A 25,121-nucleotide genomic window follows, 5' to 3' on the forward strand; every position below is an offset into this window, starting at 1 on the left:
GGCGGGGATGGCCGGGAGCGGGTACGTGGTCATGGTGGTGGCCGGGCTGTTGTTCGCGGGGATCCCGGTGGTTGCCCGGACCGTGCACCTGCGGCGGGAGCGGGCGGGGCGGCGGGCGTTGGCCGAGGGGATCGAGGTGGAGGCCGGCTGCGTGGACGTCTTCACGACCCGGTCCGGGCCGGACGGTGGGGGCCGGGGGCCGCGGCAGGTGGTCCTCGGCTTCCGTACGCTCGAAGGCCGGGAGGTCCGTTTCCAGGACCTGTCCGGTGTCCCGTGCGTGGTCGGTGAGCGTGTGCGGGTCCGGTACCTCGCCGAGCACCCCAGGAGTGCGGCCGTCACCGACGCGGATCCGTTCGGCGGGTCGGGCCGCACCTTGCTGCTGGTGGTCTTCCCGCTGCTGTTCGGCGGCGCCCGTCTCGCCCTCGCCGGGTTCGGCGCCTGGCAGTGGCTCGGTTAGACCCCCGTCAGACGTCCTTGCGGGTCAGGGAGCGGTGGCCGAGCCAGAGCAGCAGGACCGTCCAGGCGGCCATCAGGAGCAGGCCGGTCCAGTGGCCGAAGGCGATGTGCGGGTCGGGCTGCTGCTTCCAGGCGTACTGGCCGGCCCGGTCGGGGAGGTACTGGGCGGCCACCCGGACGCCGGGGATGGCGGCCAGGGCGGTGGTGCCGAAGAAGACCAGCGGGGTGAGCAGGCCGAGGGCGGCGCTGAGGTTGCGGAAGCAGGCCGTGATGCCGAAGCAGATCAGCACCAGCATCGGGCAGTAGAGCACCCCGGCCACGGCGGTGCGGAGCATGCCGGGGGCGGAGAGGTCGAGTCCGGTGGTCGCGGCGACCGCGAGCATGGAGCCGCCGGTGGTGAGCAGGCCGACCAGCAGGCCGAGGCCCGCGCCGAGCAGGGCCTTGGCGGCGTAGAGGCGGCCGCGCCGGGGGACGGCGGTGAGCGAGGCGCGGATGGTGCCGGAGTTGAACTCCTGGCCGATCAGCAGGATGCCGAGGCAGGCCAGCGGCACCTGGCCGAAGTTGAAGCCGTAGAAGATGCCGACGCTCTTGTCCTCGGTGAGGGAGGTGTCGGCCGCGTAGTTGACGTTGACCAGGAGGGTGATCCCGACGCTGAGGACGACGGAGACCAGCGGGGCGGACCACTGGGAGATCAGGGTGGTGAGCTTGGTCCACTCGGAGCGCAGCACGAGGGTGGTGGTGCTCATGCCGCCACCGCCCGGTACTCGACGCTGTCCGCGGTCATCCGCATGAAGGCCTCCTCCAGCGAGTCCTGACGGCTCGCGATCTCGTAGAGCACGACGCCGTGCGCGGCGGCGTACCGGGCGAACTCCTCGCCGCTCACCCCGTCGACCTCCCAGCCGCCGTCCTCGGCCTGGGTCGCGGCGAGGGACACGGTGGCCATCAGGCGGTCGAGCTTCTCCGGGTCGACGGCGCGCACCCGCAGCCGGGGGCGGCCGTGCTCGGCGATGAAGGCGTCCAGGGTGGAGTCGGCCAGCAGGCGGCCTCGGCCGATGACCACCAAGTGATCGGCCGTCAGGGCCATCTCGGTCATCAGGTGCGAGGAGACCAGCACCGAGCGGCCCTCGGCGGCTAGGCCGCGCAGCAGTTCGCGGATCCACCGGATGCCCTCCGGGTCGAGGCCGTTGACCGGCTCGTCCAGCAGCAGGGCCGGCGGGTCGCCGAGCAGGGCCGCTGCCACGCCGAGCCGCTGGCGCATGCCGAGCGAGAAGCCGCGGACCCGGCGCCGGGCCACCTCGGCCAGGCCGACCTGCTCCAGCACCTCGGCCACCCGTCGGTCCGGCAGGCCGTTGCTGCGGGAGAGGCAGAGCAGGTGGCCCCGGGCGGTGCGGCCGCCGTGGACCGCGTTGGCGTCCAGCAGGGCGCCCACGGTGCGGAGCGGGTCGGTCAGTTCGGCGTAGGGGCGGCCGTCCACCAGGGCGCGGCCGGCGGTGGGGCGGTCGAGGCCGAGGAGCATTCGCACGGTGGTGGTCTTGCCGGCGCCGTTCGGGCCGAGGAAGCCGGTCACCGAGCCGGGGCGGACCTCGAAGGAGAGGTCGTCCACGGCGCGGGTCCGTCCGTAGGTCTTGCTCAGGCCTTGGACCTGGATCACGTTCGCCTCCTCGGGGAGTTGCTGACGTGGTCCATTCCAGCCGGGGCGGGGCACGGGCGGATCCCGCCGGGGAGGGGAAGGCCTCCCTCCCGGGAGGGAGCCGCCGACCGCAGGGGCCTGGCACGATGGGCGGATGCTCAAGACGATCTTCGCGCCGGTGTTCTCGCCGGTCACCTACGCCCGCTGGCTGCACCTGGTGATCGGCCTGATCTTCGCCGGGATGGTGCTGTTCGTCTACCCGGGGATCGAGCCCGGGGTCGGGGTGGCCGAGATGATCGCCAAGTGGGCGGCGCTGGTCTCCGTGCTGCTGGTGCTGGTGGCGCTGATCCCGGCGGTCCGGCGGGCCGAGGGCGTTCAGGCCCGGCTGCTGCTGGTGCCGGAGCGGGAGGAGGAGATCGGCACCGCCTCCTCGGTGGGCTGGGTCGACCGGAGGCGGACGGCGGCCTGGCTGCTGGGCCGGACCGCGCTGGGCGTGCCGGTGGGCTACGTCTCGTTGTTCGGGGTGGCGGGCGCGGTCTCCACCGTCTCGTACGTGGTGGAGGGGCGGCACCCGAAGCCGTTCGGCCTGCAACTGCCGGATGCCGTGCCGCCGTTGGTCTACCTGCTGGTGGTCCCGGTGGTGCTGGCCGCGCTGATCTGGTTGGTCTCGCTGGCCGGTCGGGTGCAACTGGCCATGGCGGTGCGGCTGTTGGGTCCGTCCCCGACGGAGCGGCTGGCCGAGGCGGAGCAGCGGGCCGAGCGGCTGCTGGAACGCAACCGGCTGGCACGGGAGTTGCACGACTCCATCGGGCACGCGCTGACCGTGACGGTGCTCCAGGCGGGCGCGGCGCGGGAGGTGGCCGATCCGGCCTTCGTGGCGAAGGCGCTGGAGGTGATCGAGGAGACCGGCCGCCGGGCGATGGACGACCTGGAGCGCACCCTGGTGCTGCTGCGGGACAGCGCGGACGGCTCGGCGGTGGAGCGGCCGGGGGTGGAGCAGCTGGAGGGGCTGTTCGAGACGGCCCGGGCGGCCGGCAGCCCGGTGGTGGCGGTGGTCGCGGTGGCGCCCGGGGAACTGCCGGGGGTGCTCTCCCGGGAGTCGTACCGGATCGTCCAGGAGGCCGTCACCAACGCGCTCAAGTACGCCCCCGGGCAGCCGATCACCCTCCGACTCGCCATCGAGGAAGGGGACTTGCTCATTCGCAGCGCCAACGGGCGGTCGGCGGAGGGTGCTTCCCGCAGGGGCGGCGGGAAGGGGCTGCGCGGCGTCCGGGAGCGGGCGACCCTGCTGGGCGGGGAGGCGGCCGCCGGGTGGGAGGGGGAGGAGTGGGTGCTCTCGGTGCGGCTCCCGCTACGGTTGTCGGCATGATCGACATCCTGCTGGTGGACGACGAGGAGCTGGTGCGGGCCGGGCTGCGGGCCGTACTGGAGGCGCAGGGGGACCTCCGGGTCGTCGGCGAGGCCGCGGACGGCGCGGAGGCGATGGTGCTGGCCCGCACGCTGCGGCCGCACGTGGTGCTGATGGACGTCCGGATGCCCGAGGTGGACGGGCTGAGCGCGACCCGGGCGATCCTGGCCTCGGGCGGGGCGGACGCCCCGAAGATCCTGGTGGTCACCACCTTCGAGAACGACGACTACGTCTACGAGGCGCTGCGGGCCGGTGCCGACGGCTTCCTGCTCAAGCGCTCGCGGCCGGCCGAGATCGCGCACGCGGTCCGGCTGGTGGCGGCGGGCGAGTCGCTGCTCTTCCCGGCCGCGATCCGCCGGCTGGCGGGGGAGCGGGCCAACCGCCCCGCCCGGGAGGCGCTGGACCGGGCCGGGCTGACGGAGCGTGAGGCGGAGGTGCTGCGGCTGGTGGCGCAGGGGCTCTCGAACGGGGAGATCGCCGAGCGGCTCTTCCTGGGCGTGCAGACCGTCAAGACGCACGTCAGCAGCGTGCTCGGGAAGCTCGGCGCGCGGGACCGGACGCAGGCGGTGATCGTGGCGTACGAGTCGGGGTTCGTGCCCAGGTAGGGGTGGGTGCGCGCGGCGATCCGGGGCTGGGTGTTTTGGGGTGGTATGTCTGACTTCATGACACGACGGGTCGCGGTGGCGGGTTGTACGGCGGTGGCGCTGGGTGCGTTGGCGATGGTGCCCTCGATGGCGGTGGGGCCGCGGGCGGTGGATCCGAACGCGCTGGCCACCTCGGAGCTGGTGAAGCTGACCCAGCAGAAGGTGGACCCGATCGGGATGACCGCCTTCAGCGGTGTCTACGGCACGGCGGACAGCGTGGCCATCGGCGACACCGACAACGGGGACTTCAGCGACCCGAACGGGGTGCTCACCAAGCTGACCATCGCCACCCAGGTCAGCCGGACCGACGCGGCCGAGAGCAAGATCTACGGGCAGGCCCAGCTCACCGACCTGGTGATGACCCACAACAGCAGGCCGCTGCTGGCCATCCGGTCCACGGCCCAGAGCGGCGTGGCGTCGATCGACTCCTACGCGGAGTGCGTGCCGCCGCCGATCGGCCCGTACGCGCTGGCCTACAACCGGACGGACGGGTCCCAGATCACCGTGCTCGGGCAGCGGGTCGGGGTCGGGACCACCCAGCTGTCGGTCACCGGAACGGACTTCGGTGTGCCCACGGTCGGGCCCAGCACGCTCACGGTGGTGGTGACGCCGCATCAGGATCCGGCCACGCAGAGCCGGCAGTACGACGCCTCGGCATGGCTGGACATCCAGGTGAGCGGGGTGCTGAACGACACGGGCGGGACCCAGGTGTACCGGGGGGACATCACCACGATGCGGCTGGGCGAGGTGCACGCGCACTGCAAGGACAACACCACCCCGACCCCGACGCCGACTCCCACACCCACGCCGACTCCCACACCCACGCCGACCCCCACACCCACGCCGACCCCCACGCCCACCCCGACGCCGACTCCTACGCCGAGTCCGACCGTGACCCCGGCGCCGGGTCCGACGCGGAGCAGCGCCCCGCCGGTCCCGGTGCCGCCGGACGGTGGCGGGAGCCTGCCGGACACCGGTGCGGGCCTCGGGTGGCAGCGGCCGGTGCTGGGGGCCTCGGTGCTCGGGCTGGTGGGTGCCGGTCTGGTGGTGGCCGGACGGCGGCTGCGGCGGCGCTGATCAGGCCGGGTAGGCGTGGGTCTGGGCCGCCTTGACGGTGGCCCAGACCGGAGTGCCCGGGGCCAGGTCGAGTTCGGCGGCCGCCGCCGGGGTGAGGTCGGCGGCCAGGTCGAGCGGCCCGGTCAGGTCCGCCCGGACCTGGTCGCCGTGCAGGTCCAGGCCGGTGACCTCCAGCTGCCAGACGTTGCGGGCGCTGGAGTCCGGCCGGGAGCGGTGCAGTTCCACGGCGGAGGGCGGGAAGGCGACGAAGGCCGGGCCGGTGAGCTCGTCGCTGGTGACCAGGGACGGGCCGCCGCCGGGGAGGGTGACGGTGTGTCCGGAGGCCTCGCCCTGGTAGAGGTTGAGGCCGACCAGGCGGGCGATGTAGTCGGTCCGGGGCCGCCGGGCGATCTCGGCCGGCGGGCCGGACTGCACCTCGCGCCCCTCCTCCACCACCACGAGCCGGTCGGCCAGCACCATCGCGTCCAGCGGATCGTGGGTGACCAGCACGGCCACCGCCTCGAACTCGGCCAGGTGGCGCCGGAGCTGGGCCCGCACGTCCAGCCGGGTCCGGGCGTCCAGGGCGGCGAGCGGCTCGTCCAGGAGGAGCAGCCGGGGGTGGACGGCGAGCGCGCGGGCGAGCGCGACGCGCTGGGCCTGGCCGCCGGAGAGCCCGGCGGGGCGGGCCTGGGCGTGCTCGGCCAGGCCCATCCGCTCCAGCCAGGGGAGGGCGGCCTCGCGGGAGGCTCGGCGGTTCATGCCCTGACAGCGGAGGCCGAAGGCGACGTTGTCGAGGGCGGAGAGGTGGGGGAAGAGCAGGTAGTCCTGGAAGACCACGCCGACGGGCCGGGACTCGGCGGGCGTGTGGACCCCCTTGGCCGGGACCTCCAGCGGGCCGCCGTCCAGTGACAGGTGACCACCCGTCAGCGGCAGCAGCCCCGCGAGCGCCCGCAGGGCGGTGGACTTCCCGGCCCCGTTGGGCCCGAGCAGCGCCACGACCTCGCCGGGCGCGGCGGCCAGTTCGAGGTCCAGCCGGAACCCGGCCCGCCCCGCCTGCGGCTCCCGCTCGACGATCAGATGGGCATCAAGCACCGTGGCTCCTCGCGAACGTGGTTACCCCAGGGGCGCGGGGAACTGCGCGCAGGGGAACGGCAGCACGTGCAACTGGCTCGCCTGCCCCGATCTGGCTCCGGTCCGCCTTCCGCTTCGCGCAGTTCCTCGCGCCCCCAGGGTGACCACGTTCGCCCGCGCGCCCGCCGGTCCTGCTCACGACATCCACCGGCCGCGCAGTCCGGCGAGCACCGCGATCGAGACCGCGAGCAGCACCAGGCTCAGCGCGATGGCCGCCGCGGGTTCGGACTCCATGGCCAGGTAGACGGCGAGCGGCATGGTCTGGGTCTTGCCCGGGAAGTTGCCCGCGAAGGTGATGGTGGCGCCGAACTCGCCGAGCGCGCGGGCCCAGGCGAGGACGGCGCCGGCCGCCACGCCGGGGGCGATCAGCGGGAGGGTGACGCGCCGGAAGGCGGTGAGCCGGGAGGCGCCCAGGGTGGCGGCGGCCTCCTCGTAGCGCGGGTCGGCGGCCCGCAGCGCTCCCTCCACGCTGATCACCAGGAAGGGCATCGCCACGAAGGCCTCGGCGAGCACCACCCCGGAGGTGTGGAACGGCAGGGTGACGCCGAACCAGGCGTCCAGGTAGCGCCCGACGATGCCGTTGCGGCCGAGCACCAGCAGCAGCGCCACGCCGCCGACCACCGGCGGCAGCACCAGCGGCAGGGTGACCAGCGCCCGCACCAGCCCCCGTCCGGGGAACTCCGTCCGGGCGAGCAGCCAGGCGAGCGGGACCCCGAAGAGCAGGGAGAGTCCCGTCGCCGCCGTCGCGCAGAGCAGCGAGAGCCGCAGCGCCTCCCAGACCTCGGGGCTGGTGAGCTGCTCGGGCATGTCGCTCCACGGAGCGCGGATCAACAGCCCGAGCAGCGGCAGCACCAGGAAGGTGAGGCCGATCAGTGCGGGAAGCAGCAGTGCGTACGGGATCCGCGAGCGTCGCGCGGGGCGCGCCCGGCGGCCGGTGCGGGGCTGAGCAGGTGTCACGGCGCCTGGAAGCCGGCCTCGGTGAGCACCCGGCGGGCGTCGGCGGACTGGACGTAGGCGGTGAAGGCGGCGGCGCCGTCGGGGTTGGGGGCCTTGGCGAGCGCGGCGATCGGGTAGTCGTTGACGGCCTGGGCGGCCTCGGGGAAGTCCACACCGTCGATCTTGGCAGCATCGGCCTTGACATCGGTCTTGTACACGAGGGAGGCGTCCACCTCGCCGAGCTCGACCTTGGTGAGCGCGCCCTTGACGTCCTGCTCCAGGGTGACGGGGGTCAGGTTGACCCCGCCGGCCTTGAGGGCGTCCAGGGCGGCGGCGCCGCACGGCACCTCCTTGGCGCAGAGGGCCACCTTGAGACCGCCGCCGGCCAGGTCCTTGAGGCCGGCGATGTGCTTCGGGTTCCCCTTGGGGACGGCGATGGCCAGCGTGTTGCGGACGAAGACCTTGGAGTCGGCGGCGGCCTTGGCGTCGGTGACGGTCTTCATGGTCTTGGTGGAGGCGGCGGCGAAGACGTCGGCCGGGGCGCCCGAGGTGATCGAGGTGGCCAGGGCGGAGGAGCCGCCGAAGTTGAAGGTCACCTTGACGCCGGGGTACGCGGTCTCGAAGCGCTTGCCGAGCTCGGTGAAGCTCTCCTTGAGCGAGGCGGCGGCGAAGACGGTGACGGTGCCGGAGAGCTTGGGGCCGGTGGCCGAGGCCGAGGGCGAGGAGCTCGTGGAACCGGAGCTGCTGCACGCGGTGAGCCCGGCGGCCAGGGCGAAGGCGGTGGCGGCCAGGGCGGCGCGGCGGACGGTGACGGTCATGTGAACGAGTCTCCTCATGATGTGGTGAGGCGATCATAGTGCCGCAGCTGCGGCTGAAATATCCCCTGTTTCATTGCACGGGCCAGGCCCGAGGGGGCATGCAGGGAGCATGTGCGAAGTGACAGGCGACCCTCCGTGGCCGAACGCGTGCCCTATCTGGGCTGATACTCCGTCAGTTAGCGTGGGGAGCGAATGCCTGTTCCATCGAGGGGGGATCCTTTGCCGACCACACAGGTGCCGGGGCCGGCCGGCCTGCCGCTGCTCGGTTCGATGTTCGACCTCAAGCGCGACCCGCTGGGCACGTACCTGGCCGCGCACCGCGCGTACGGGGACGTGGTCCGGCTCACCGCCGGCCCGCCCGGGCTGCGGGTCGAGTTCTACGGGGTCTACTCCCCGGAGGGCGCCCAGCAGGTGCTGGCCGGCCAGGCGGCCAACTTCCGCAAGGAGAACAGCTTCTACGAGGAGATCCGGGCCAGCTTCGGGAACGGGCTGCTCACCTCCCAGGACACCGACTACCAGCGCCAGCGGCGGCTGATCCAGCCGCTCTTCACCCGCCGCCGGGTGGACGGCTACGCGGACGCCATCGGCATCGAGGCCGAGGCCCTGGTGGACCGCTGGGGCGGGCTGCCCGGCCCGGTGGACGCGGTGGACGAGATGTCGCGCTTCGCCCTGCGCGCCGTCTCCCGGATCCTGTTCGGCGCCGACGTGGAGACCGCGCTGGACTCGGTGCGGACCAACTTCCCCGTCCTGGCCCACTTCGTCACCGCGCGCGGCTTCCAGCCGGTGCGCATCCCGCGCACCTGGCCGACGCCGACCAACCGGGAGGCGATGGCCGCCGAGCGGGCGCTGTACGAGGTCTGCGACGCGATCATCGCGGCCCGCGGCGGCGCGGCGGCCGGCTCGGACGACCTGCTCGGCCTGCTGGCCGCGGCCCGCGGCGAGGACGGCGAGCGGCTGGACGCCACCGAGCTGCGCGAGCAGGTGCTGGTCTTCCTGCTGGCCGGGCACGAGACCACCGCCACCTCGCTCACCTTCACCCTGCACCTGCTGGGCCACCACCCCGAGGTGCAGGCCCGGGTGCACGAGGAGCTGGACGGCCTGCTGGCCGGCGGCCGCCGCCCGACCGCCGCCGACTACAACGAACTCCCGTACCTGACGATGGTGTTGAAGGAGGCGATGCGGCTCTACCCGGCGGCTCCGGTGGTCGGCCGCCAGTCGGTGGCGGAGACCGTGATCGACGGCACGGTGATCCCGGCCGGGTCCAACGTGATGGTCGCCCCCTACGTCACCCACCGGCACCCGGAGCACTGGGAGGACCCGGAGCGCTTCGACCCCGAGCGCTTCACGCCCGAGGCGGAGGCCGCCCGGCACCGCTACGCCTGGTTCCCGTTCGGCGGCGGACCGCGGGCCTGCATCGGCCAGCACTTCTCGATGCTGGAGTCGGTGCTCGGTCTGGCGTCGCTGCTGCGCACCTTCGAGGTCGAGGCGCTGGACGACGAGGTGCCGCTGACCCACGGGATCACCCTGGAAGCGGCCGGCCCGGTCCGGCTGCGGCTGAAGCGCCGCTGAGGCACGGACCCCGGCTGAACGGGAGGGCGTGCGCCCGGCGCACAGGGCGCACGCCAGTTCAGCACACGCGAGCCCCCCGGTGGGCTGCTTTTCACATCTTCTGGTGGCCCCCTTCCGCCGCTGCGTAGCGTCCCGCACCTGACGCCGCATCGGACGGGGGCTCGATGGCACACCTGGATCACTTCGGCTTCGGCTGGCCGACTCCGGTCATCGCCTACGCGATGGCCTGCATCGGAGCCGCTCTCGGCCTGCGCTGCACCCTGCGCGCCCTGGAGGCTCCACCCACCGCCCGTGCCTCGCGGCGCAACTGGCTGGTCACCGCCGCCGCCGCGATCGGCTCCGGCATCTGGACCATGCACTTCGTGGCCATGTTCGGCTTCGCCGTGGACGGCACCGAACTGCGGTACAACGTGCCGCTCACCGTGCTCAGCCTGCTGGTCGCCGTCCTGGTGGTCGGGATCGGGGTCTTCGTGGTCGGCTACGGCCGGCACCGGGGGCGCGCGCTGCTGCTCGGCGGGCTGATCACCGGCCTCGGCGTGGCCGCCATGCACTACCTCGGCATGGCGGCGGTGCGGATGCACGGCCACCTGCGGTACGAGGCCGGCACGGTGGTGCTCTCGGTGCTGATCGCGGTCGGCGCGGCCAGCGCGGCGCTCTGGGCCGCCGTCACCATCCGCAACGTCTACGCGGCGGCCGCCGCGGCCCTGGTGATGGGCGTGGCGGTGAGCCTGATGCACTACACCGGGATGGCCGCCGTCCAGGTGGAACTGGAGCCCTCGCGGGTCGAGTTGGGCGGCGCCACGCCGATGCAGTTCATCTTCCCGCTGGCGGTCGGGCTCGGCTCGTTCCTGTTCCTGACCTCGGCCTTCGTGGCGCTCTCGCCGACCGCACAGGAGCGTGCCGCGTACCGGGAAGCCGGCCAACTGGCCATCGAGGAAGTCTAGTTCCGTTACCGAGAGGGTCCTTTTCGATGGGAAGCCACGCCGGACCGGCCGACCGCCCCGGATGGCGGCGGCTGAAGCCGCGGACGGTACGCGCCAGGATCGTCGCCCTGCTGATGGTCCCGGTGGTGTCGGTGATGGCCCTGTGGTCCTTCGCCACCGTCACCACCGCGCAGCAGGTCGCCGACCTGCTGCGGGTCCAGCAGGTGCAGGCCGAACTGCTCACGCCGGTGGCCGCGACCGTCGGCGGTCTCCAGGCCGAACGGGCCGCGGCCGGGCAGCAGTTGGCCGCACCGGGCGCCGTCCGCGAGGCCACCCTGCGGGAGGCCGCCGACTCCACCGACCGGGCGGCCGCCCCGCTCGGGATCGGCGGCTCCTACAACCGGGCCGACGCCCGGGGCTACGGCGCCGAGGCGGCCGGCCGGCTGGACGAGCTGGGCCGCGCGCTCACCGCGGTGGCCGAGCTACGCCGCCGGGTGCTCTCCCGCGAGGTCCGCTGGGACGAGACCTACGCCGGCTACACCGCCGCGATCGACCGGGCGCTGGAGGTCGGCGGAGCCGTCAGCGGGCTCCAGGACCACCGGGCCGGCTCGGCCGCCCGGGTGCTGCTGGAGTTCGCCCGCTCGCGCGAACTCCTGGCCCGGGAGGACGCGTTGCTGCGCACCGGCCAGCGGGCCGGGGCGCTCACCGAGGAGCAGCGGGCCGAGTTCGCGGCCGCCGTGTACGCCCGGCGGCTGTTCCAGCAGACCGCCGCGCGCGACCTGCGCCCGGCCGACCGGGCCGCGCTGGCGACCGTCACGGGAGGCCCGGACCACCGCGAACTGCTGCGCCAGGAGGACGCGGTGCGCGCCGCGCCCGACGGCCGCTCGGCCGCCGAGGCGGTCAGCGCCGAGCAGTGGATGGTGGCTGCCGGGAACGTGGCCCGCACCCTGCGCACCGTGGAGACCGAGGCCGGGGCCACCGCCGCCGCGCAGGCCCGCCCGTACGCGCTCGGGCTGTTCTCCGCCTCCGGCGCGGCGGTGCTGCTCGGCCTGGTCGCGGTGGTCGCCTCGCTGCTGATCTCGGTGCAGATCGGCCGGGGCCTGGTCACCGAGCTGATCGCCCTTCGGAACTCGGCGCTGGAGCTGGCCGGGCGCAAGCTCCCGGCCACCATGCGCAGACTGAGGGCCGGCGAGGAGATCGACGTGGAGCGCGAGGCGCCGCAGCGCCCGCACGGGGCGGACGAGATCGGGCAGGTGCACGGCGCGCTCGGCTCGGTCCAGCGGGCCGCCGTCACCGCGGCGGTGGAGCGGGCGGAGGTGCTCTCCGGGGTCTCCGGGGTCTTCGTCAACCTGGCCCGGCGCAGCCAGGTGCTGGTGCACCGTCAACTCGCCCTGCTGGACGCGATGGAGCGCCGCACCGAGGACCCGGCGGAGCTGGCCGACCTGTTCCGGCTCGACCACCTGACCACCCGGATGCGCCGCCACGCGGAGGGTCTGATCATCCTCTCCGGGGCGGCCCCGGGCCGGGGCTGGCGCAATCCGGTGCCGCTGATGGACGTGGTGCGGGCCGCCGTCTCGGAGGTGGAGGAGTACCCCCGGGTGGAGGTGCACCGGCTGCCGAAGGTCGCGGTGGCCGGCCAGGCGGTGGCGGACCTGGTGCACCTGCTGGCCGAACTGGTCGAGAACGCCACCGGGTTCTCGCCCCCGCACACCAAGGTGCACGTGCGGGGCGAGCAGGTCGGCAACGGCTACGCGCTGGAGATCGAGGACCGCGGGCTCGGCATGGGCACCGAGGCGCTGGCCGAGGCCAACCGGCGAATCGAGGCCGCCGAGCAGGTCGACCTCTTCGACAGCGACCGGCTGGGCCTGTTCGTGGTCAGCAAGCTGGCCCGCCGCCAGGACGTCCGGGTCTCACTGCGCCCCTCGGCGTACGGAGGGACCACGGCGGTGGTGCTGCTGCCCAACGCACTGCTGGAGGAGGAGGGTTGGCGGGCAACGGGGCGCGGACCCTTGTCGGAGCAGCTGGAGCACACGGAGCTGCCGGAGCACACGGAGCGGCCGGAGGCGCTGGAGCTCCCCGGCCTGGCCGTCGTGCCGCCCGCCGCCGTGTCGGCCGGTGCCGGGCCGCCCGCCGCGGTGCCGCCGGCTCAGGTGCCCCCGCCCACCGTCCCGCTGGCGGTCGTGCCCCCGCTCGGGGTGCCGCCGCTGGGGCGGCCCGTGGTGACCGACCCCGACGAACTCCCGCGCCGGGTGCGGCAGGCCAGCCTGGTGCCGCAGCTGCGGCAGGCACCGGAGCAGCCCCCGGCGGCGGCCCGGCCGCCCCGCCCGGCGGGGCGCAATCCCGAGGAGGCCAGGGCCGCGATGTCCGCCTACCAGCGGGGCTGGGCCCGCGGGAAGGCCCAACGCACCGTCAGCCCGTCGTCCCCACCGGCCCCACCGGCCCCACCGGCTCCGCAGCACCCTTACACCCAGTCCGGACCGACCGAGGGAGAGCTCCGATGAACGGCACCACGCACCGCAGAGGCGAGCTCGACTGGCTGCTGGACGAGCTGGTCTCCCGCGTCCCGCAGGTCCGCTTCGCCGTGATGCTCTCCGCCGACGGCCTGGCGATCGGCAGCTCGGCCGGGATCGACCGGGAGGACGGTGACCACCTGGCCGCCGTCGCCTCCGGCTTCCACAGCCTGGCCAAGGGCGCCGGGCGGCACTTCGAGGCAGGTGAAGTCCGTCAGACCATGGTCGAGTTGGAGCACGGCTTCCTCTTCGTGGCGGCCGCGGGGGAGGGCACCTGCCTGGCCGTCTTCGCCCGGGCCGACGCCGACCTCGGCCTGATCGCCTACGAGATGGCCCGGCTGGTCCGTCAGGTCGGCGAGCACCTGTACACACCACCGCGCTCGACGGTCGGCGGGTGAGCACGGTGCTCTACCCGCAGCGCCGCCACCTGGACGGCACCGCCTTCGGCTACCCGTCCGAGCCCGAGCGGCACACCCGCTGGTACGACGGCGAGGCCGGGCCGATGGTCCGCTCGTACGCACTCGTCCAGGGCCGCACCGTGCCCACCGGGCGGGAGTTCGACCTGATCGCCCTGGTGGTCAGCGACCTGTCCGAGGGCGCCGACCCGCCGGTGGGGCCCGAACACGGCGCGATCCTCGGCCTGTGCCGCGACGACGCCCTCTCGGTGGCCGAGATCGCCGCCGAGACGGACCTCCCGCTCGGGGTGGTCCGGGTCCTGCTCGGCGACCTGCTGACCGCCGGCTACGTCCGGGTCCGCCGCCCCGTCCCGCCCGCCCTGCTCCCCGACGAGCACATCCTCCGTGAGGTCATCCATGGACTCCGCGCGCTCTGACCGCTCCTCCGTCCCTTCGGCCGACGCCGAGGCCGACCTGGCCCTGAAGATCCTGGTGGCCGGGGGCTTCGGCGTCGGCAAGACCACCCTGGTCGGCTCGGTCAGCGAGATCCGCCCGCTGCGCACCGAGGAGCAGCTCACCCTGGCGGGGGCCGGGGTGGACGACACCGGCGGGGTGGAGCGGAAGACCACCACCACGGTGGCGATGGACTTCGGCCGGATCACCATCCGGGAGGGCCTGTCGGTCTACCTGTTCGGCACCCCCGGGCAGGACCGCTTCTGGTTCCTCTGGGACGAGCTGGCCCACGGCGCCCTGGGGGCCGTGGTGCTGGCGGACACCCGGCGGCTGACGGACTGCTTCCCGGCGGTCGACTTCTTCGAGCACCGGGGCATCCCCTTCGTGGTCGCGGTCAACCGCTTCGCCGGCACCCGCGAGTTCGGCCCCGAGGAGGTCGCCCGGGCGCTGGACCTGGACGGCTCCACCCCCGTGGTGATCTGCGACGCCCGTCGCCGGGAGTCCGGTAAGGAGGTCCTGGTCAACCTGGTGGAGCACGCGGGCCGGGTGCACGCCGCCCGTCTGCTGGAACAGGTCGGCGGCTGAGCGCGCGGCGCGATCGGCGCAGCGTCCACCGCCCGGCCCGGCCGCGCCTCCCTTGACGGGCCGTCACGATCCGTACGCTGAAAATGTGATCACCTACGAGTGCCGCTCGCTGCGGACGCTGGCCGACGAGGAGCGCTGGCCCGACCTCCTCGGGCTCTACCGGGAGTCCCGCGCGGTCGGCGCCGAGCTGCGCGGCGAGGCCCAGGGGGCGGCCGAGACCGCCCCGCTCGGGCACCTGATCGCGTACGGGGCGCCGCCCGAGGTGGCGGCGCGGCTGTTCGACCCGGACGGCGGCCCGGGCAGCACCGCGACCACCGCCGACCACGACAGCGGCCCGCTCTGGGAGGTGCTGGCGACCCGTCACACCTGGCGCCGGCTGGCCCCGTTGCTCGGCCCGGAGCCGGTGCGGCGGCTGGTGCGGCACACCCGGGTGCTGCTCGGCGAGCAGCTCGGCCACGGTGCCGAGCCCGATCCCGAAGGCGTGCCGCTGGCCGCGGAGCCCTGGGAGCTGGCGGCCGGTCAGCCCGATGCCCTGGTGCGGGAGTACCTGCCGGCCGGCGGTGCCCGGCGGGCGCTGCTCACCCTGCCGGCCGGCATGGAGGGCCTCGGCCCGGTCGAGCTGCCCGAGCGCGGGGAGCAGGTGCTCGGCCTGGCCGCGACCAGGCTGCTGGCCGCCGCCGTACCGTGGGCCACGGCCCGCTGCGTCCGGGGGGTCGCGTCGGCCGCCGCCGCACAGCTGACCCCGGAGCGCCGGGTCACCGGGGGGCACCTGCCGTTCGGCGCGGTCTACCCGGCGCTGGTGCAGGCCGCCTCCGACCGCCTGTGGCAGGGCTGCGCCGAGGGCCGCCTCGCGGTCTGGCGGATCCTGGCCGCGATGACCGGCGAGGAGGCGGGGTGCGCCCTGTCGGTGGCCGAGGTGAACGCCCTGGTCTCCCGGCTGCGCTGTTTCACCTGGTACGAGCCGGACGACGAGCTGCGCTTCCTGCACCTGGCCCTGGAGGACCCGGCCACCGGCCTGTCCTGGGTGCTCAGCGGCGCCCGCCACGACCTCTAGCGGGCCGGTGAACCCGGGGCCGGGCCGGGGACGGCGCAGGCCCCGCCCGGTCGTGGTGTTCCCGGGCGGGGCCTGCGAGTCATGAGGGGGCGTCAGCCGGTCTTCTCCAGGACGGGTGCGGTGGCCTGCTCCGGGACGGTGCCGTGGCCGCCGTCGACCAGGGTGCTCTCGTCGAAGGGCAGCCGGCCGGCCAGCACCTCGGCCATCCGCTCCCGGTCGAGCTCCTTGGTCCAGTGGCCGATCAGCACGGTGGCCACCGCGTTGCCCGCGAAGTTGGTGAGGGCGCGGGCCTCGGACATGAAGCGGTCGATGCCCACGATCAGGCCGACGCCGTCGACCAGTTCGGGCCGGTGGGACTGCAGGCCGCCGGCCAGGGTGGCCAGGCCCGCGCCGGTGACCCCGGCGGCGCCCTTGCTGGCGATCACCATGAAGACCAGCAGGCCGAGCTGCTGACCGAGGGACATCGGCTTGTCCAGCGCCTCGGAGATGAAGATCGAGGCCATGGTGAGGTAGATCGCGGTGCCGTCGAGGTTGAAGGAGTAGCCCGTCGGCACGGTGATGCCGACCACCGGGCGGCTCACCCCGAGGTGCTCCATCTTGGCGATCAGCCGGGGCAGGGCGCTCTCCGAGGAGGAGGTCGACAGGATCAGCAGGAACTCCCGGCCGAGGTAGCGCAGCAGGCCGAAGACGTTCACCCCGGCGGCGAGCCGCAGCAGCCCGCCGAGCACCACCACCACGAACAGCAGACAGGTCAGGTAGAAGCCGATCATGATGACGGCGAGGCTCTTCAGGGCCGCCGTCCCGGTCGCCCCGACCACGGCGGCGATGGCGCCGAAGGCACCGACCGGCGCCAGCCACATGATCATCGACATCACCCGGAACACCAGCCGCTGCACGTGCTCGATCCCGCGCAGCACCGGGGCGCCGGCGGAGCCCATCGCCTGGAGCGCGAAGCCGGCCAGCAGCGCGACCAGCAGGGTCTGCAGCACCTTGCCCTCGGTGAGGGCCGAGAGGAGCGTGGTGGGGATGATCCCGAGCAGGAAGTCGGTGGTGGACTGCGCGTGCCCGGCGGTGGCCTGGGCGTGGCCGGCCTTGGCCAGCGCCTGGGTCAGGTGCAGGCCGGAGCCGGGCTCCAGCAGGTTGCCGACCAGCAGGCCGATGGCCAGCGCGACGGTGGACATCACCAGGAAGTAGCCGAGCGCGAGGCCGCCGACCCGGCCGACCTTGGCCGCCTTGGTCACCGAGCCGATGCCGAGCACGATGGTGCAGAAGATCACCGGGCTGATCATCATCTTGATCAGGTTCACGAACCCGGTGCCGACCGGCTTGAGCTCCACCGCGAATTCCGGCGCGGCCAGGCCGACCACGACACCGGCCAGCACGGCGACGATCACCGCGAGGTAGAGGTAGTGCGTCCGGTCTCTGCGGCCCGGGGCTGCTGTCCTGGTCATGGGGGAGGCTCCTTCGCCTGGGTACGACGTCGACCCGTGGGTGGAGGGGTCGGACAAGACCATCCCGTGCGGACGTGAGCCAGGTCACGTTTGCGTTCATAGAGTTCACGCGCCCTCAGGATCCGGCTCCGCTCCCCGGCAGTGCACACTGGCCTGCATGGACGCGCGCCCCCCGGACCTCCCCAAGCGCCGCCGGGCCCGCAGCCTGGCCGGGCAGCTCTTCGTGGTGCAGGTGGTCATCGTGGCCGCCGTGGTGGCCGGGGGAGCGGTGCTCGCCTACCTGTTCACCGCCGGGCGGGCCGAGGACGCCGCGCTGCGCCAGGTCACCGCCGTCGCCCGCTCGGTCGCCGACGCGCCCGACGTCCGGGCCGCCGCACTGACTCCCGACCCCTCCGCCGCGCTCCAGCCGTACGCCGAGCAGGTCCGCCGCGACACCGGGGTCGACTTCGTCACCGTGATGGCCCCCGACGGCATCCGCTGGACCCACCGCGACCCGGCCCAGATCGGCAAGCGCTTCCTCGGCCACACCGAACAGGCCCTGGCCGGCCAGGTGTTCCGGGAGACCTACACCGGCACCCTCGGCCCCTCCGTCCGCGTGGTGGTCCCGGTGCAGGACGGCACCCGGGTGGTCGGCCTGGTCAGCGCGGGCATCACCGTCCAGTCCATCAGCGCCCAACTGCGCGGCCCGCTGCTGGCCCTGGGCGCCGTCGCGGCCGCCGCCGTCCTGCTCGGCGGCCTCGCCACCTACCTGGCCAACGCCCGGCTGCGCCGCCACACCCACGGCATGGGCGCCGCCGAACTGAGCCACCTCTACGACTACCACCAGGCGACGCTGCACTCCGTCCGGGAGGGCCTGGTGCTGCTCGACCGGCACGGCCGGGTGGTGCTCTGCAACGACGCCGCCCGCGAACTCCTCGGCCTCACCGGCCCGTTGGACGGGGTCGAGGTCCGCTCGCTCGGGCTGCCGCCCTCCCTGGTGCGGGCGCTCACCGGGGACGATCCCGCCCGCGACGAGGTGCACCTCACCGAGGAGCGGGTCGTGGTGGTCAACACCTCCGCCGTCGGCCCGGGCCTCGGCACCGTGGTCACCTTCCGGGACCACACCGAACTCCAGTCGCTGTCCGGAGAGTTGGACTCCGTCCGGGGCTTCGCGGAGGCGCTCGGCGCGCAGGCCCACGAGGCCGCCAACCGGCTGCACGCGGTGGTCTCCCTGATCGAACTCGGCCGCCACCGCGAGGCGGTGGAGTTCGCCACCGCCGAACTCGAACTCGCCCAGCAGCTCACCGACCGGGTGGTGGCCGCGGTCGGCGAGCCCGTGCTCGCCGCCCTGCTGCTCGGCAAGACCGCGCAGGCCTTCGAGCGCGGCGTCGACCTCACCCTCACCGAGGACAGCCGGATCGACGACGGCGTCCTGCCGCCCGGCCTCACCCCGCGCGACCTGGTCACCGTGCTGGGCAACCTGGTCGACAACGCGGTCGACGCCGCCATCGAGAACGCCGCCGCCCGTGCCCCCGAAGTCACCGTCACCGCCCGGGTCGACGGCCCCGAACTCCTCCTCCGGGTCGCCGACTCCGGCCCCGGCATCGACCCCGCGGCAGCCGGCGAGGTCTTCGACCGCGGCTGGACCACCAAGGCCTCCGCCGGCGGGCGCGGCCTCGGACTGGCCCTGGTCCGCCAGACCGCCCGCCGCAACGGCGGCACCGTCACCGTCGGCGGCTCCGCCTCCGACGGCGCCGTCCTGACGGTCCGCCTGCCCCTCCAGCGGGAGGCCACGGCATGACCACCATCTCCGTCCTGGTCGTCGAGGACGACCCGGTCGCCGCCGACGCCCACACCCTCTACGTCTCCCGCACCCCCGGCTTCCGCGCCGCCGGGACGGCCCACAGCTGCGCCGCCGCCCGCCGCCTGCTCGACCGGGCCCGCGCCGAGCGGACCCCCGTCGACCTGATCCTGCTGGACCTCCACCTCCCCGACGGCCACGGCCTCCAGTTCTGCCGCACCCTCCGGGCCGCCGGCCACACCGCCGACGTCATCGCCGTCACCTCGGCCCGCGACCTCGCCATGGTCCGCTCGGCCGTCTCCGCCGGCGTGGTCCAGTACCTGCTCAAGCCCTTCACCAGCGCCGCCCTGACGGACCGTCTGGAACGCTACGCCCGCTACCACGCCACCCTGGCCCGCACCGGCGAGGCCACCGGCCAGGACGAGGTCGACCAGGCCCTCGCCGCCCTCCGCACCCCCGACCGCACCGCCCTCCCCAAGGGCCTCAGCGCCCCCACCCTCGACACCCTCGCCGCCGTCCTGCGCACCGCCCCCGAAGGCCTCACCGCCACCGCCGCCGCCACCGCCACCGGCGTCTCCCGCATCACCGCCCGCCGCTACCTCGAACACCTCGTCACCACCGGCCTGGCCGCCCGCGAACCCCGCTACGGCACCGTCGGCCGCCCCGAACTCCACTACCGCTGGCGCAGTCGGTCCTGAGGTATTGCCGTTGACGAGGCCGCAGGCCCGAGCGTGCTGTCTCAGACGCCAGTGCCAGCCGCTCGGGCCGCAGCGCGCTTGACCCGGTCCAGCAGGGTCGCAGGCTTGAGGTCCTGCTCGACGCGGAGCAGGTAGCCGACCGGAGAGGCTGCCATCGCCGCGTCGCGTGCCTTGGCGGTCTCGTGCCGCCAGGTGGCCGTTCCGATCGCGAGACCTCCGGCGGCAATGGTGGTGCTGCCGCCGAACAGTCCGCTGGCAGCGGTTGCCGCGGCAAAGGTCTCGCTCTTGATGTTGAAAGCCGAAAAGACCGTTTGAAGGTTCAAGCCAGTCATGGCGGCCCGCAAACGTCCGAGTGGCTGCGCGATGTTCTCGTCGAAGGAGAGCTGGAGGTGATTCTCGAACGCGGTTCGATCCGTCACGTGGGCAGTGCGTTCCCGAATCGCGGTGGCCGCCGCTCCGACCCCCGCTGCGAAGGCGGAGAACTCCTCGGCGTGGTTGCGACGGAGCTTGATGATCTTTTCGACCGGTACGGCGTCCAGGTTGGCTGGCAGCACGCACTGCACCGCCATCAAACCAAGACGGGTCTCCGTGTCGAGCCCGGTCTGGAGGGGCTCACGGCCCAGAAGCGCTGCCGTGATCCGCTCGCCGGTCCAGTCGTCCGAAGTGCCGTGAGCGACGACTTGGTCCGTCACAGGGACGTACGCTGTGCGCTTGGCGAGTTCTGCGGTGAGAACGCACTTGTAGACCCAGGCGAACGCCGGATCCACGCCGACCCAGTGGTCGGAATGCTCCCCGGGCGCCGCAATCCTGGGGCGGGGATGGACCAGGCCTTCGTCGATGAGGAGGGATGTGAGGCCGGGATCGAGCTCCCCTCGGTGAATCGCGGCCAGTGGCGCTAGGTGAGCCGCGCGATGCGACACCTGGCCCGCTGTGAGAGTTGGGTCCGAGTTGACGATCAGTGAGCCGTAGGGGATGTCCATCGTCGCAGCGAATCGGTGCCGAAGTGAGCTCTCGTTGCCCTGGATCGCCCCGGTGAACAGGTGAGCCGCAGCGGTGACCGCCTCCCTCGGATCGACGTCCACAATGAAGTCGCATTCGTTGCTCAGGGCTCTCAGGGTCTCCCGGTCGTTCAGCAGGAAACCCTCCGGAACGATACGGCCGAGTTTCGGTAGGTAGAGGGCGGCAGCTTTCAGCCACGTGTCATCCCGAACGTGAACGTACGGGTAGTAGAGACCGATCTGCTGCATCCCGGATGCACCTTCCGTTCCCGAGCTCGAACCCATCTGTGCCTCTGCGCAGTATCACGGCATCCATGGGTGGTCCGTGGTCGAACACGGCAGATTGCCCGCTCAGCTCTTGGTGGCGATCACCAGGTAGCGGTCGTCGGTGTCGGTGTAGGTGTCCATGTGCCAGCCGTTGGCGGTGAGGAGGGGGCGGAGGTTGGGTTCGGCGCGGAGGTCGTCGGGTGTGAGGGCGCGTTGGTGGCGGGCGGCGAGGACGGCGCGGCCGATGGCGTGGAAGAGGACCAGGCGGCCGCCGGGGCGGGTGACGCGGGCGAGTTCGCGCAGGCCGGCCGCGGGGTCGGGGAGGTGGTTGACCAGGCCGGCGGCGAAGACCACGTCGGCGGTGGCGTCGGGGAGGGGGAGCCGCTCGCAGTCGGCGAGGACCACCCGGGCCTCGGCGGCGTGGGCGGCGGCGCGACGGAGCATCTCGGGGGTCACGTCCACGCCGAGCACGGTGCCGGTCTTGCCGGCGGCGGCCTTCAGGAGGGGGAGGGCGCGGCCGGTGCCGCATCCGGCGTCGAGGATGAACGCGCCGTCCAGTGGCCCGAGTTCGGCGATGGCGGCGGCGTAGCGCGGACTGTCGTCGGGGTACTTGGAGTCCCAGGTGTCCGCCCGCGCGGCGAAGAACTCTCGGATGCCGGAGATGCTCGCTTCGTGTGCCATGACCAGCAGCTTAGGTGCCGGCGCGGCGATCGGGTCGGGAGGCCGCCGACCCGGCCCGTACCTCGCCACCTTCCCGCTCAGGCGCGGACCGCCACCGCGAGGAAGTGGTCGTCCGCGTCGCGGTGGCTGACGAGGTGCCAGCCGGTGGCGGCCAGGAGCGGGCGGAGGAGGGGCGCGGACTGCGGGTCGGTGGCGGGGTCGCGGCCGTGCCGGGCGGCGAGGGCGGCGCGGGAGAGCGGGAGGTAGAGGGCGAGGCGGCCGCCGGGGCGGGTGACGCGGGCGAACTCGCGCAGGCCGGTGGCGGGTTCGGGCAGGTTGGGGAGCAGGCCGGCGGCGAGGACCAGGTCGGCCACCGCGTCCGGGAGCGGGAGGCGGGTGCAGTCGGCGACGGCGAGGGCGTCGACGCCGGGGTGGGCGGTGGCCTCGGCGAGCATCTCGGGGGTCAGGTCCACCCCGACCACCCGCCCGGCGGGGCCGACGGCGGCGCGCAGGAGGGGCAGGGCGCGCCCGGTGCCGCAGCCCGCGTCGAGCGCGAACGCGCCGTCCAGCGGGCCGAGTTCGGCGATGGCAGCGGCGTACCGCGGCGGGTCGTCGGCGAACTTGGCGTCCCAGCCCGCCGCCCGCGCCGCGAAGAACGCCCGGACGGCCTCTCGGTCCTGTGCCATGCGCCCAAGCTACCGGGCGGCCGCCGGATCAGCAGCGACGCGCCGTCACCAGGTGGATCCGGAAGCCGCAGGGCACGAGCCCCTCGGGGGTGGTCAGCTCCCGCGCCACCGCGAGGAAGTCGAGGCGCAGCCGCTCCAGGGCCGGTCCGTCGAGCGGGGCGAGGTCGTACAGGCCGGAGAGGGAGGCCCAGACCTCCGTCACCGGGCCGGTCAGGTCGATCGGCACCGTCTCCCACTCCACCGGCGCGAAGCCCGCCGGGCCGAGGAGGCCGTCCAGGCCGTCCCGGGTGCGGGTGCGGCGGTCGCCGAGGGACGGGATCCGCTGCTCCGGGGGCGTAGCGGCGACGGCGGACCGCAGCAGCCCGACGAACGCCTCGTAGGCCTCGCCGCCGACCGCCTCGCCGCCGATCACGCAGGCCAGCACCCCGCCCGGGGCGGTCACCCGGGCCAGTTCGGCCGCGACCAGCTCGACCTCCCCCATCAGCATCAGTGCCATGTGCGACGCGCAGGCGTCGAAAGCACCGTCGCCGAACGGGAGTTCCTGGGCCCGGCCCTGCTCCAGCTGGACCTCCGCGAGCGCCGGACGGCGGCGGGCCGCGGCCAGCGCGTGGGCGGAGAGGTCCAGCCCGGCGAGCGTGCGCCCCGGCTCCCGGGCGAGCAGCTCGAGCAGCAGGCCGTCACCGCAGCCGAGGTCCAACACCCGTCGGCGGCCGGCCAGTCGGTCACTGAGCAGCTGGTAGCTGGAGCGGCCGTCGGGGGCGCGGCCGTGGGCGAAGGCCTCCGCCGTCACCGCCGGGTGCTCGGCGTGGAAGTCCTGGAGGAAGCGTTCCTGTGCTGTCGTGTTCGTGATCACGCGCCCACCGTAGGCCCGGTCCGTACCGGGCGGAAAATGGTTCGCGGCATGCCGGGGGCGATGGGAGGGTGAAGGGTATGACCACGACAGGAACGCCCCCCGCCGGGCTGACGGTGCGTCCGGCGACGCTCGGCGATGCCGAGGCGGTCTGCGCGCTGCTCAACGAGATCGACCTGCTGGAGATCGGCCGGGCCGAGACCGAGCTGAACGAGGTCGAGGCCGACCTCAAGCACCCCGAGGTGGACCTGGAGAAGGACTCCTGGCTGCTCTTCCAGGGCGAGCGGCTGATCGGCTACGGGCTGCTCTGGGACGACTCGGGCGCCGAGCGGATCGACATGGACCAGTACGTCCTGCCGGACCAACTCCCGGGGACGCTGCACCTGTTCGAGCTGATGGAGGCCCGCGCCGCCGAGCGTGCGGCTGGCAACGGCGCCGAGCGGGCCGTGATCCACATGCACCTCAACACCGCCCCCACCGTCGACACCGACGCCCTGCGCGCCCGCGGCTGGCGCCCGGTGCGGCGCTACAACGTGATGGCCCGGGACGTGGTCGCCGCCGAGCACCCGGTGCCCGTGCCGCCCACCGGCGTCACCCTCCGGGACTGCACGGAGGAGGCGGACCGCCGCACCGCCCACCGGCTGCTCCAGGAGAGCTTCGCCGAGCACTTCGACCACCAGCCGCGCAGCTACGAGCAGTGGCTGCACGACATCGACGGCGAGCGCGCCGACTGGTCGCTGGTCTGGATCGCCTCCCTGGACGGCGAGGACGTGGCCGCGCTCCGCACCCGCAACGACCGCACCACCATGGGCTGGGCGGCCAATCTGGGCGTCCTCGACACGGCCCGTGGCCGCGGCCTCGGCAGCTACCTGCTGCGGCACTTCTTCGCCCACTACGCCACCGCCCTCGGCCGCGACCGGGTCGGCCTCGGGGTCGACACCGACAACAGCACGGGTGCGCTGGCCCTCTACGAGCGGCACGGCATGACGCTCGACTTCGCCGTCGACACCTGGGAGTTGACCCGCCCGGTCTGAGGCCGCGTCAGCGCAGGGTGACCCGGTACAGGTGGTCGTCGCCCGGGCGGACCTCGCCGCGGCCGTCGGTGTTGCTGGTGGTCAGCAGCAGGGTGCCGTCCGGTTCGGCGAGGACGGTGCGCAGGCGCCCGTGCGCGCCGGCCAGGTACGAGGACGGGCTCCCGCCGCCGTCCACCGGGACGCGCCAGAGGCGGCTGCCCCGCAGGGCGGCCAGCCAGATCGCGCCGTCGGCGTACGCGATGCCGCTCGGGGAGGCCTCGGCGGGCTTCCACTGGGCCACCGGGTCGGCGTAGCCCTCGCGGCCCGCCCGGCCCTCGACCACGGGCCAGCCGTAGTTGGCGCCCGGGGTGATCCGGTTCAGCTCGTCCCAGGTGTCCTGGCCGAACTCGGCCGCCCAGAGCTGCCCCTGGGCATCCCAGGCGAGACCCTGCACGTTTCGGTGGCCGAGCGAGTAGACGGGGGAGCCGGGGAAGGGGTTGCCGGGGGCCGGGTCGCCGTCGGGGGTGAGGCGCAGGATCTTGCCGCCGAGCGAGGAACGGTCCTGGGCCGCCTCGCGCCGCCCGGCGTCACCGGTGCCGACGTAGAGCAGGCCGTCCGGGCCGAAGGCGATCCGGCCGCCGTCGTGGGTCGGTCCCTTCGGGATGCCGGTCAGCACGGTGCTCGCGGCACCGGGGCGCCCGGCGGCGAGGTCGAAGCTCAGGACGCGGTTGTCCTCGGCGGCCGTCAGGTACGCGTACAGCCGCCGCCCGTCCGGGGAGACGGCCAGGCCGAGCAGCCCGCCCTCGCCGCCGGGCACCACGCCCGGCACCGTCCCGAAGTCCGTGCGGGAGCCGTCGGCGGCGATCCGGGTGATCCGGCCCTCGTCCCGCGAGCCGACCAGCAGAGCGCCGTCCGGCAGCCGGGCCAGCCCCCAGGGGGTGTCCAGGCCCTCGGCCACCGTGGCGGTCACCCGGACGGTGCGGTCGTCCCTGACCGGTGCCGGTGCGTCCGGCTGCGGCACGGGGGTGCAGCCGACGGCCAGCAGGGCGGCGAGGGCCGCGGCGGCTCGGTGCGGTCTCATCCGGGACTCCTCCTCGGTGATCCCTCCCAGCACACCACGGCGCCTCGGCCGAGGGAAGCCCCGCCCGTA

The 25,121-nt window shown here is 74.0% G+C and carries 25 protein-coding genes; 14 read left to right on the forward strand and 11 right to left on the reverse strand.

The window, feature by feature from the left end:
* The first annotated feature begins 7 nt into the window (after nucleotides 1–7).
* Entirely contained in the window at nucleotides 8–457 is a 450-nt protein-coding gene (locus ACWCYY_RS00440; protein WP_449794626.1) for a hypothetical protein, read from the forward strand.
* A 7-nt stretch (nucleotides 458–464) separates the two neighbouring features.
* Here the strand turns inward: ACWCYY_RS00440 and ACWCYY_RS00445 are convergent, their stop codons facing one another.
* Both ACWCYY_RS00445 and ACWCYY_RS00450 read right to left on the reverse strand, forming a co-directional pair.
* The gene (locus ACWCYY_RS00445) at nucleotides 465–1,202 is read right to left on the reverse strand and encodes an ABC transporter permease subunit (RefSeq protein ID WP_449794627.1); all 738 of its coding nucleotides are present in this window, start codon (nucleotides 1,200–1,202) and stop codon (nucleotides 465–467) included.
* Complete coding sequence (locus tag ACWCYY_RS00450) at nucleotides 1,199–2,107, reverse strand: ABC transporter ATP-binding protein (RefSeq protein WP_449794628.1); 909 nt, start codon at nucleotides 2,105–2,107, stop codon at nucleotides 1,199–1,201. The genes ACWCYY_RS00445 and ACWCYY_RS00450 overlap by 4 nt, the downstream gene beginning before the upstream one ends.
* Before the next feature lie 133 nt (nucleotides 2,108–2,240).
* Between ACWCYY_RS00450 and ACWCYY_RS00455 the strand changes: the two genes are divergently transcribed.
* The 3 genes from ACWCYY_RS00455 to ACWCYY_RS00465 are packed head-to-tail and all read left to right on the forward strand — an operon-like array spanning nucleotide 2,241 to nucleotide 5,215.
* Entirely contained in the window at nucleotides 2,241–3,455 is a 1,215-nt protein-coding gene (locus tag ACWCYY_RS00455) for a sensor histidine kinase (RefSeq protein ID WP_345279147.1), read from the forward strand.
* Nucleotides 3,452–4,099 (forward strand): response regulator transcription factor, encoded by a 648-nt coding sequence (locus ACWCYY_RS00460; protein WP_345279145.1) that lies wholly within the window; start codon nucleotides 3,452–3,454, stop codon nucleotides 4,097–4,099. Before ACWCYY_RS00455 ends, ACWCYY_RS00460 begins: the two co-directional genes overlap by 4 nt.
* A gap of 57 nt (nucleotides 4,100–4,156) precedes the next feature.
* A complete protein-coding gene (locus tag ACWCYY_RS00465; protein WP_449794629.1) occupies nucleotides 4,157–5,215 on the forward strand; it encodes a hypothetical protein in 1,059 nt (352 codons plus the stop codon).
* Here ACWCYY_RS00465 and ACWCYY_RS00470 read toward each other — a convergent pair whose 3' ends face one another.
* From ACWCYY_RS00470 to modA, 3 genes are all read right to left on the reverse strand, one after another.
* On the reverse strand, nucleotides 5,216–6,286 hold the full coding sequence (locus ACWCYY_RS00470) for an ABC transporter ATP-binding protein (protein ID WP_449794630.1): 1,071 nt from the start codon (nucleotides 6,284–6,286) through the stop codon (nucleotides 5,216–5,218). It abuts the gene before it with no gap.
* Between the two features lie 174 nt (nucleotides 6,287–6,460).
* Nucleotides 6,461–7,282 (reverse strand): ABC transporter permease, encoded by an 822-nt coding sequence (locus ACWCYY_RS00475; RefSeq protein ID WP_345279139.1) that lies wholly within the window; start codon nucleotides 7,280–7,282, stop codon nucleotides 6,461–6,463.
* Complete coding sequence (modA, locus tag ACWCYY_RS00480) at nucleotides 7,279–8,079, reverse strand: molybdate ABC transporter substrate-binding protein (protein WP_345279137.1); 801 nt, start codon at nucleotides 8,077–8,079, stop codon at nucleotides 7,279–7,281. The genes ACWCYY_RS00475 and modA overlap by 4 nt, the downstream gene beginning before the upstream one ends.
* Before the next feature lie 192 nt (nucleotides 8,080–8,271).
* Here modA and ACWCYY_RS00485 point away from each other — a divergent pair, with 192 nt between their 5' ends.
* From ACWCYY_RS00485 to ACWCYY_RS00515, 7 genes are all read left to right on the forward strand, one after another.
* Nucleotides 8,272–9,648, forward strand: coding sequence for a cytochrome P450 (locus ACWCYY_RS00485; RefSeq protein ID WP_449794631.1), 1,377 nt, complete (start codon nucleotides 8,272–8,274; stop codon nucleotides 9,646–9,648).
* Nucleotides 9,649–9,812: 164 nt separating this feature from the next.
* Complete coding sequence (locus tag ACWCYY_RS00490; protein WP_345279132.1) at nucleotides 9,813–10,592, forward strand: MHYT domain-containing protein; 780 nt, start codon at nucleotides 9,813–9,815, stop codon at nucleotides 10,590–10,592.
* A gap of 26 nt (nucleotides 10,593–10,618) precedes the next feature.
* Nucleotides 10,619–13,072, forward strand: a complete 2,454-nt coding sequence (locus tag ACWCYY_RS00495; RefSeq protein WP_449794632.1) for a sensor histidine kinase — start codon at nucleotides 10,619–10,621, stop codon at nucleotides 13,070–13,072.
* Nucleotides 13,069–13,479: a roadblock/LC7 domain-containing protein gene (locus ACWCYY_RS00500; protein ID WP_345279128.1), complete on the forward strand. Its 411-nt coding sequence runs from the start codon at nucleotides 13,069–13,071 to the stop codon at nucleotides 13,477–13,479. Before ACWCYY_RS00495 ends, ACWCYY_RS00500 begins: the two co-directional genes overlap by 4 nt.
* A 104-nt stretch (nucleotides 13,480–13,583) precedes the next feature.
* Nucleotides 13,584–13,913 carry a DUF742 domain-containing protein gene (locus tag ACWCYY_RS00505; protein WP_449794839.1) on the forward strand — a complete coding sequence of 110 codons (330 nt, stop codon included), beginning with the start codon at nucleotides 13,584–13,586 and terminating at the stop codon, nucleotides 13,911–13,913.
* Nucleotides 13,894–14,514 carry a GTP-binding protein gene (locus ACWCYY_RS00510; RefSeq protein ID WP_449794633.1) on the forward strand — a complete coding sequence of 207 codons (621 nt, stop codon included), beginning with the start codon at nucleotides 13,894–13,896 and terminating at the stop codon, nucleotides 14,512–14,514. The genes ACWCYY_RS00505 and ACWCYY_RS00510 overlap by 20 nt, the downstream gene beginning before the upstream one ends.
* Before the next feature lie 85 nt (nucleotides 14,515–14,599).
* Complete coding sequence (locus ACWCYY_RS00515) at nucleotides 14,600–15,568, forward strand: hypothetical protein (protein ID WP_449794634.1); 969 nt, start codon at nucleotides 14,600–14,602, stop codon at nucleotides 15,566–15,568.
* Between the two features lie 92 nt (nucleotides 15,569–15,660).
* On the opposite strand, the gene ACWCYY_RS00520 is transcribed toward ACWCYY_RS00515, so the two are convergent.
* Nucleotides 15,661–17,019, reverse strand: coding sequence for a cation:dicarboxylate symporter family transporter (locus ACWCYY_RS00520; RefSeq protein ID WP_449794635.1), 1,359 nt, complete (start codon nucleotides 17,017–17,019; stop codon nucleotides 15,661–15,663).
* A 157-nt stretch (nucleotides 17,020–17,176) separates the two neighbouring features.
* Between ACWCYY_RS00520 and ACWCYY_RS00525 the strand changes: the two genes are divergently transcribed.
* Together ACWCYY_RS00525 and ACWCYY_RS00530 are read left to right on the forward strand one after the other, a co-directional pair.
* The gene (locus tag ACWCYY_RS00525) at nucleotides 17,177–18,799 is read left to right on the forward strand and encodes a sensor histidine kinase (RefSeq protein WP_449794636.1); all 1,623 of its coding nucleotides are present in this window, start codon (nucleotides 17,177–17,179) and stop codon (nucleotides 18,797–18,799) included.
* The gene (locus ACWCYY_RS00530) at nucleotides 18,796–19,497 is read left to right on the forward strand and encodes a response regulator (protein ID WP_449794637.1); all 702 of its coding nucleotides are present in this window, start codon (nucleotides 18,796–18,798) and stop codon (nucleotides 19,495–19,497) included. The genes ACWCYY_RS00525 and ACWCYY_RS00530 overlap by 4 nt, the downstream gene beginning before the upstream one ends.
* A 41-nt stretch (nucleotides 19,498–19,538) precedes the next feature.
* Here the strand turns inward: ACWCYY_RS00530 and ACWCYY_RS00535 are convergent, their stop codons facing one another.
* From ACWCYY_RS00535 to ACWCYY_RS00550, 4 genes are all read right to left on the reverse strand, one after another.
* Complete coding sequence (locus ACWCYY_RS00535) at nucleotides 19,539–20,744, reverse strand: DUF6236 family protein (RefSeq protein WP_449794638.1); 1,206 nt, start codon at nucleotides 20,742–20,744, stop codon at nucleotides 19,539–19,541.
* Between the two features lie 102 nt (nucleotides 20,745–20,846).
* A complete protein-coding gene (locus ACWCYY_RS00540; protein ID WP_449794639.1) occupies nucleotides 20,847–21,443 on the reverse strand; it encodes a class I SAM-dependent methyltransferase in 597 nt (198 codons plus the stop codon).
* Between the two features lie 77 nt (nucleotides 21,444–21,520).
* Nucleotides 21,521–22,108: a class I SAM-dependent methyltransferase gene (locus ACWCYY_RS00545; protein WP_449794640.1), complete on the reverse strand. Its 588-nt coding sequence runs from the start codon at nucleotides 22,106–22,108 to the stop codon at nucleotides 21,521–21,523.
* A gap of 28 nt (nucleotides 22,109–22,136) precedes the next feature.
* On the reverse strand, nucleotides 22,137–22,961 hold the full coding sequence (locus ACWCYY_RS00550) for a class I SAM-dependent methyltransferase (protein ID WP_449794641.1): 825 nt from the start codon (nucleotides 22,959–22,961) through the stop codon (nucleotides 22,137–22,139).
* A 77-nt stretch (nucleotides 22,962–23,038) separates the two neighbouring features.
* Between ACWCYY_RS00550 and ACWCYY_RS00555 the strand changes: the two genes are divergently transcribed.
* On the forward strand, nucleotides 23,039–23,992 hold the full coding sequence (locus ACWCYY_RS00555) for an N-acetyltransferase family protein (protein WP_449794642.1): 954 nt from the start codon (nucleotides 23,039–23,041) through the stop codon (nucleotides 23,990–23,992).
* Nucleotides 23,993–23,999: 7 nt separating this feature from the next.
* Here ACWCYY_RS00555 and ACWCYY_RS00560 read toward each other — a convergent pair whose 3' ends face one another.
* Nucleotides 24,000–25,052: a PQQ-dependent sugar dehydrogenase gene (locus ACWCYY_RS00560; RefSeq protein ID WP_449794643.1), complete on the reverse strand. Its 1,053-nt coding sequence runs from the start codon at nucleotides 25,050–25,052 to the stop codon at nucleotides 24,000–24,002.
* Nucleotides 25,053–25,121 lie beyond the last annotated feature (69 nt).

It is taken from the genome of Kitasatospora sp. NPDC001664 (assembly GCF_053596675.1).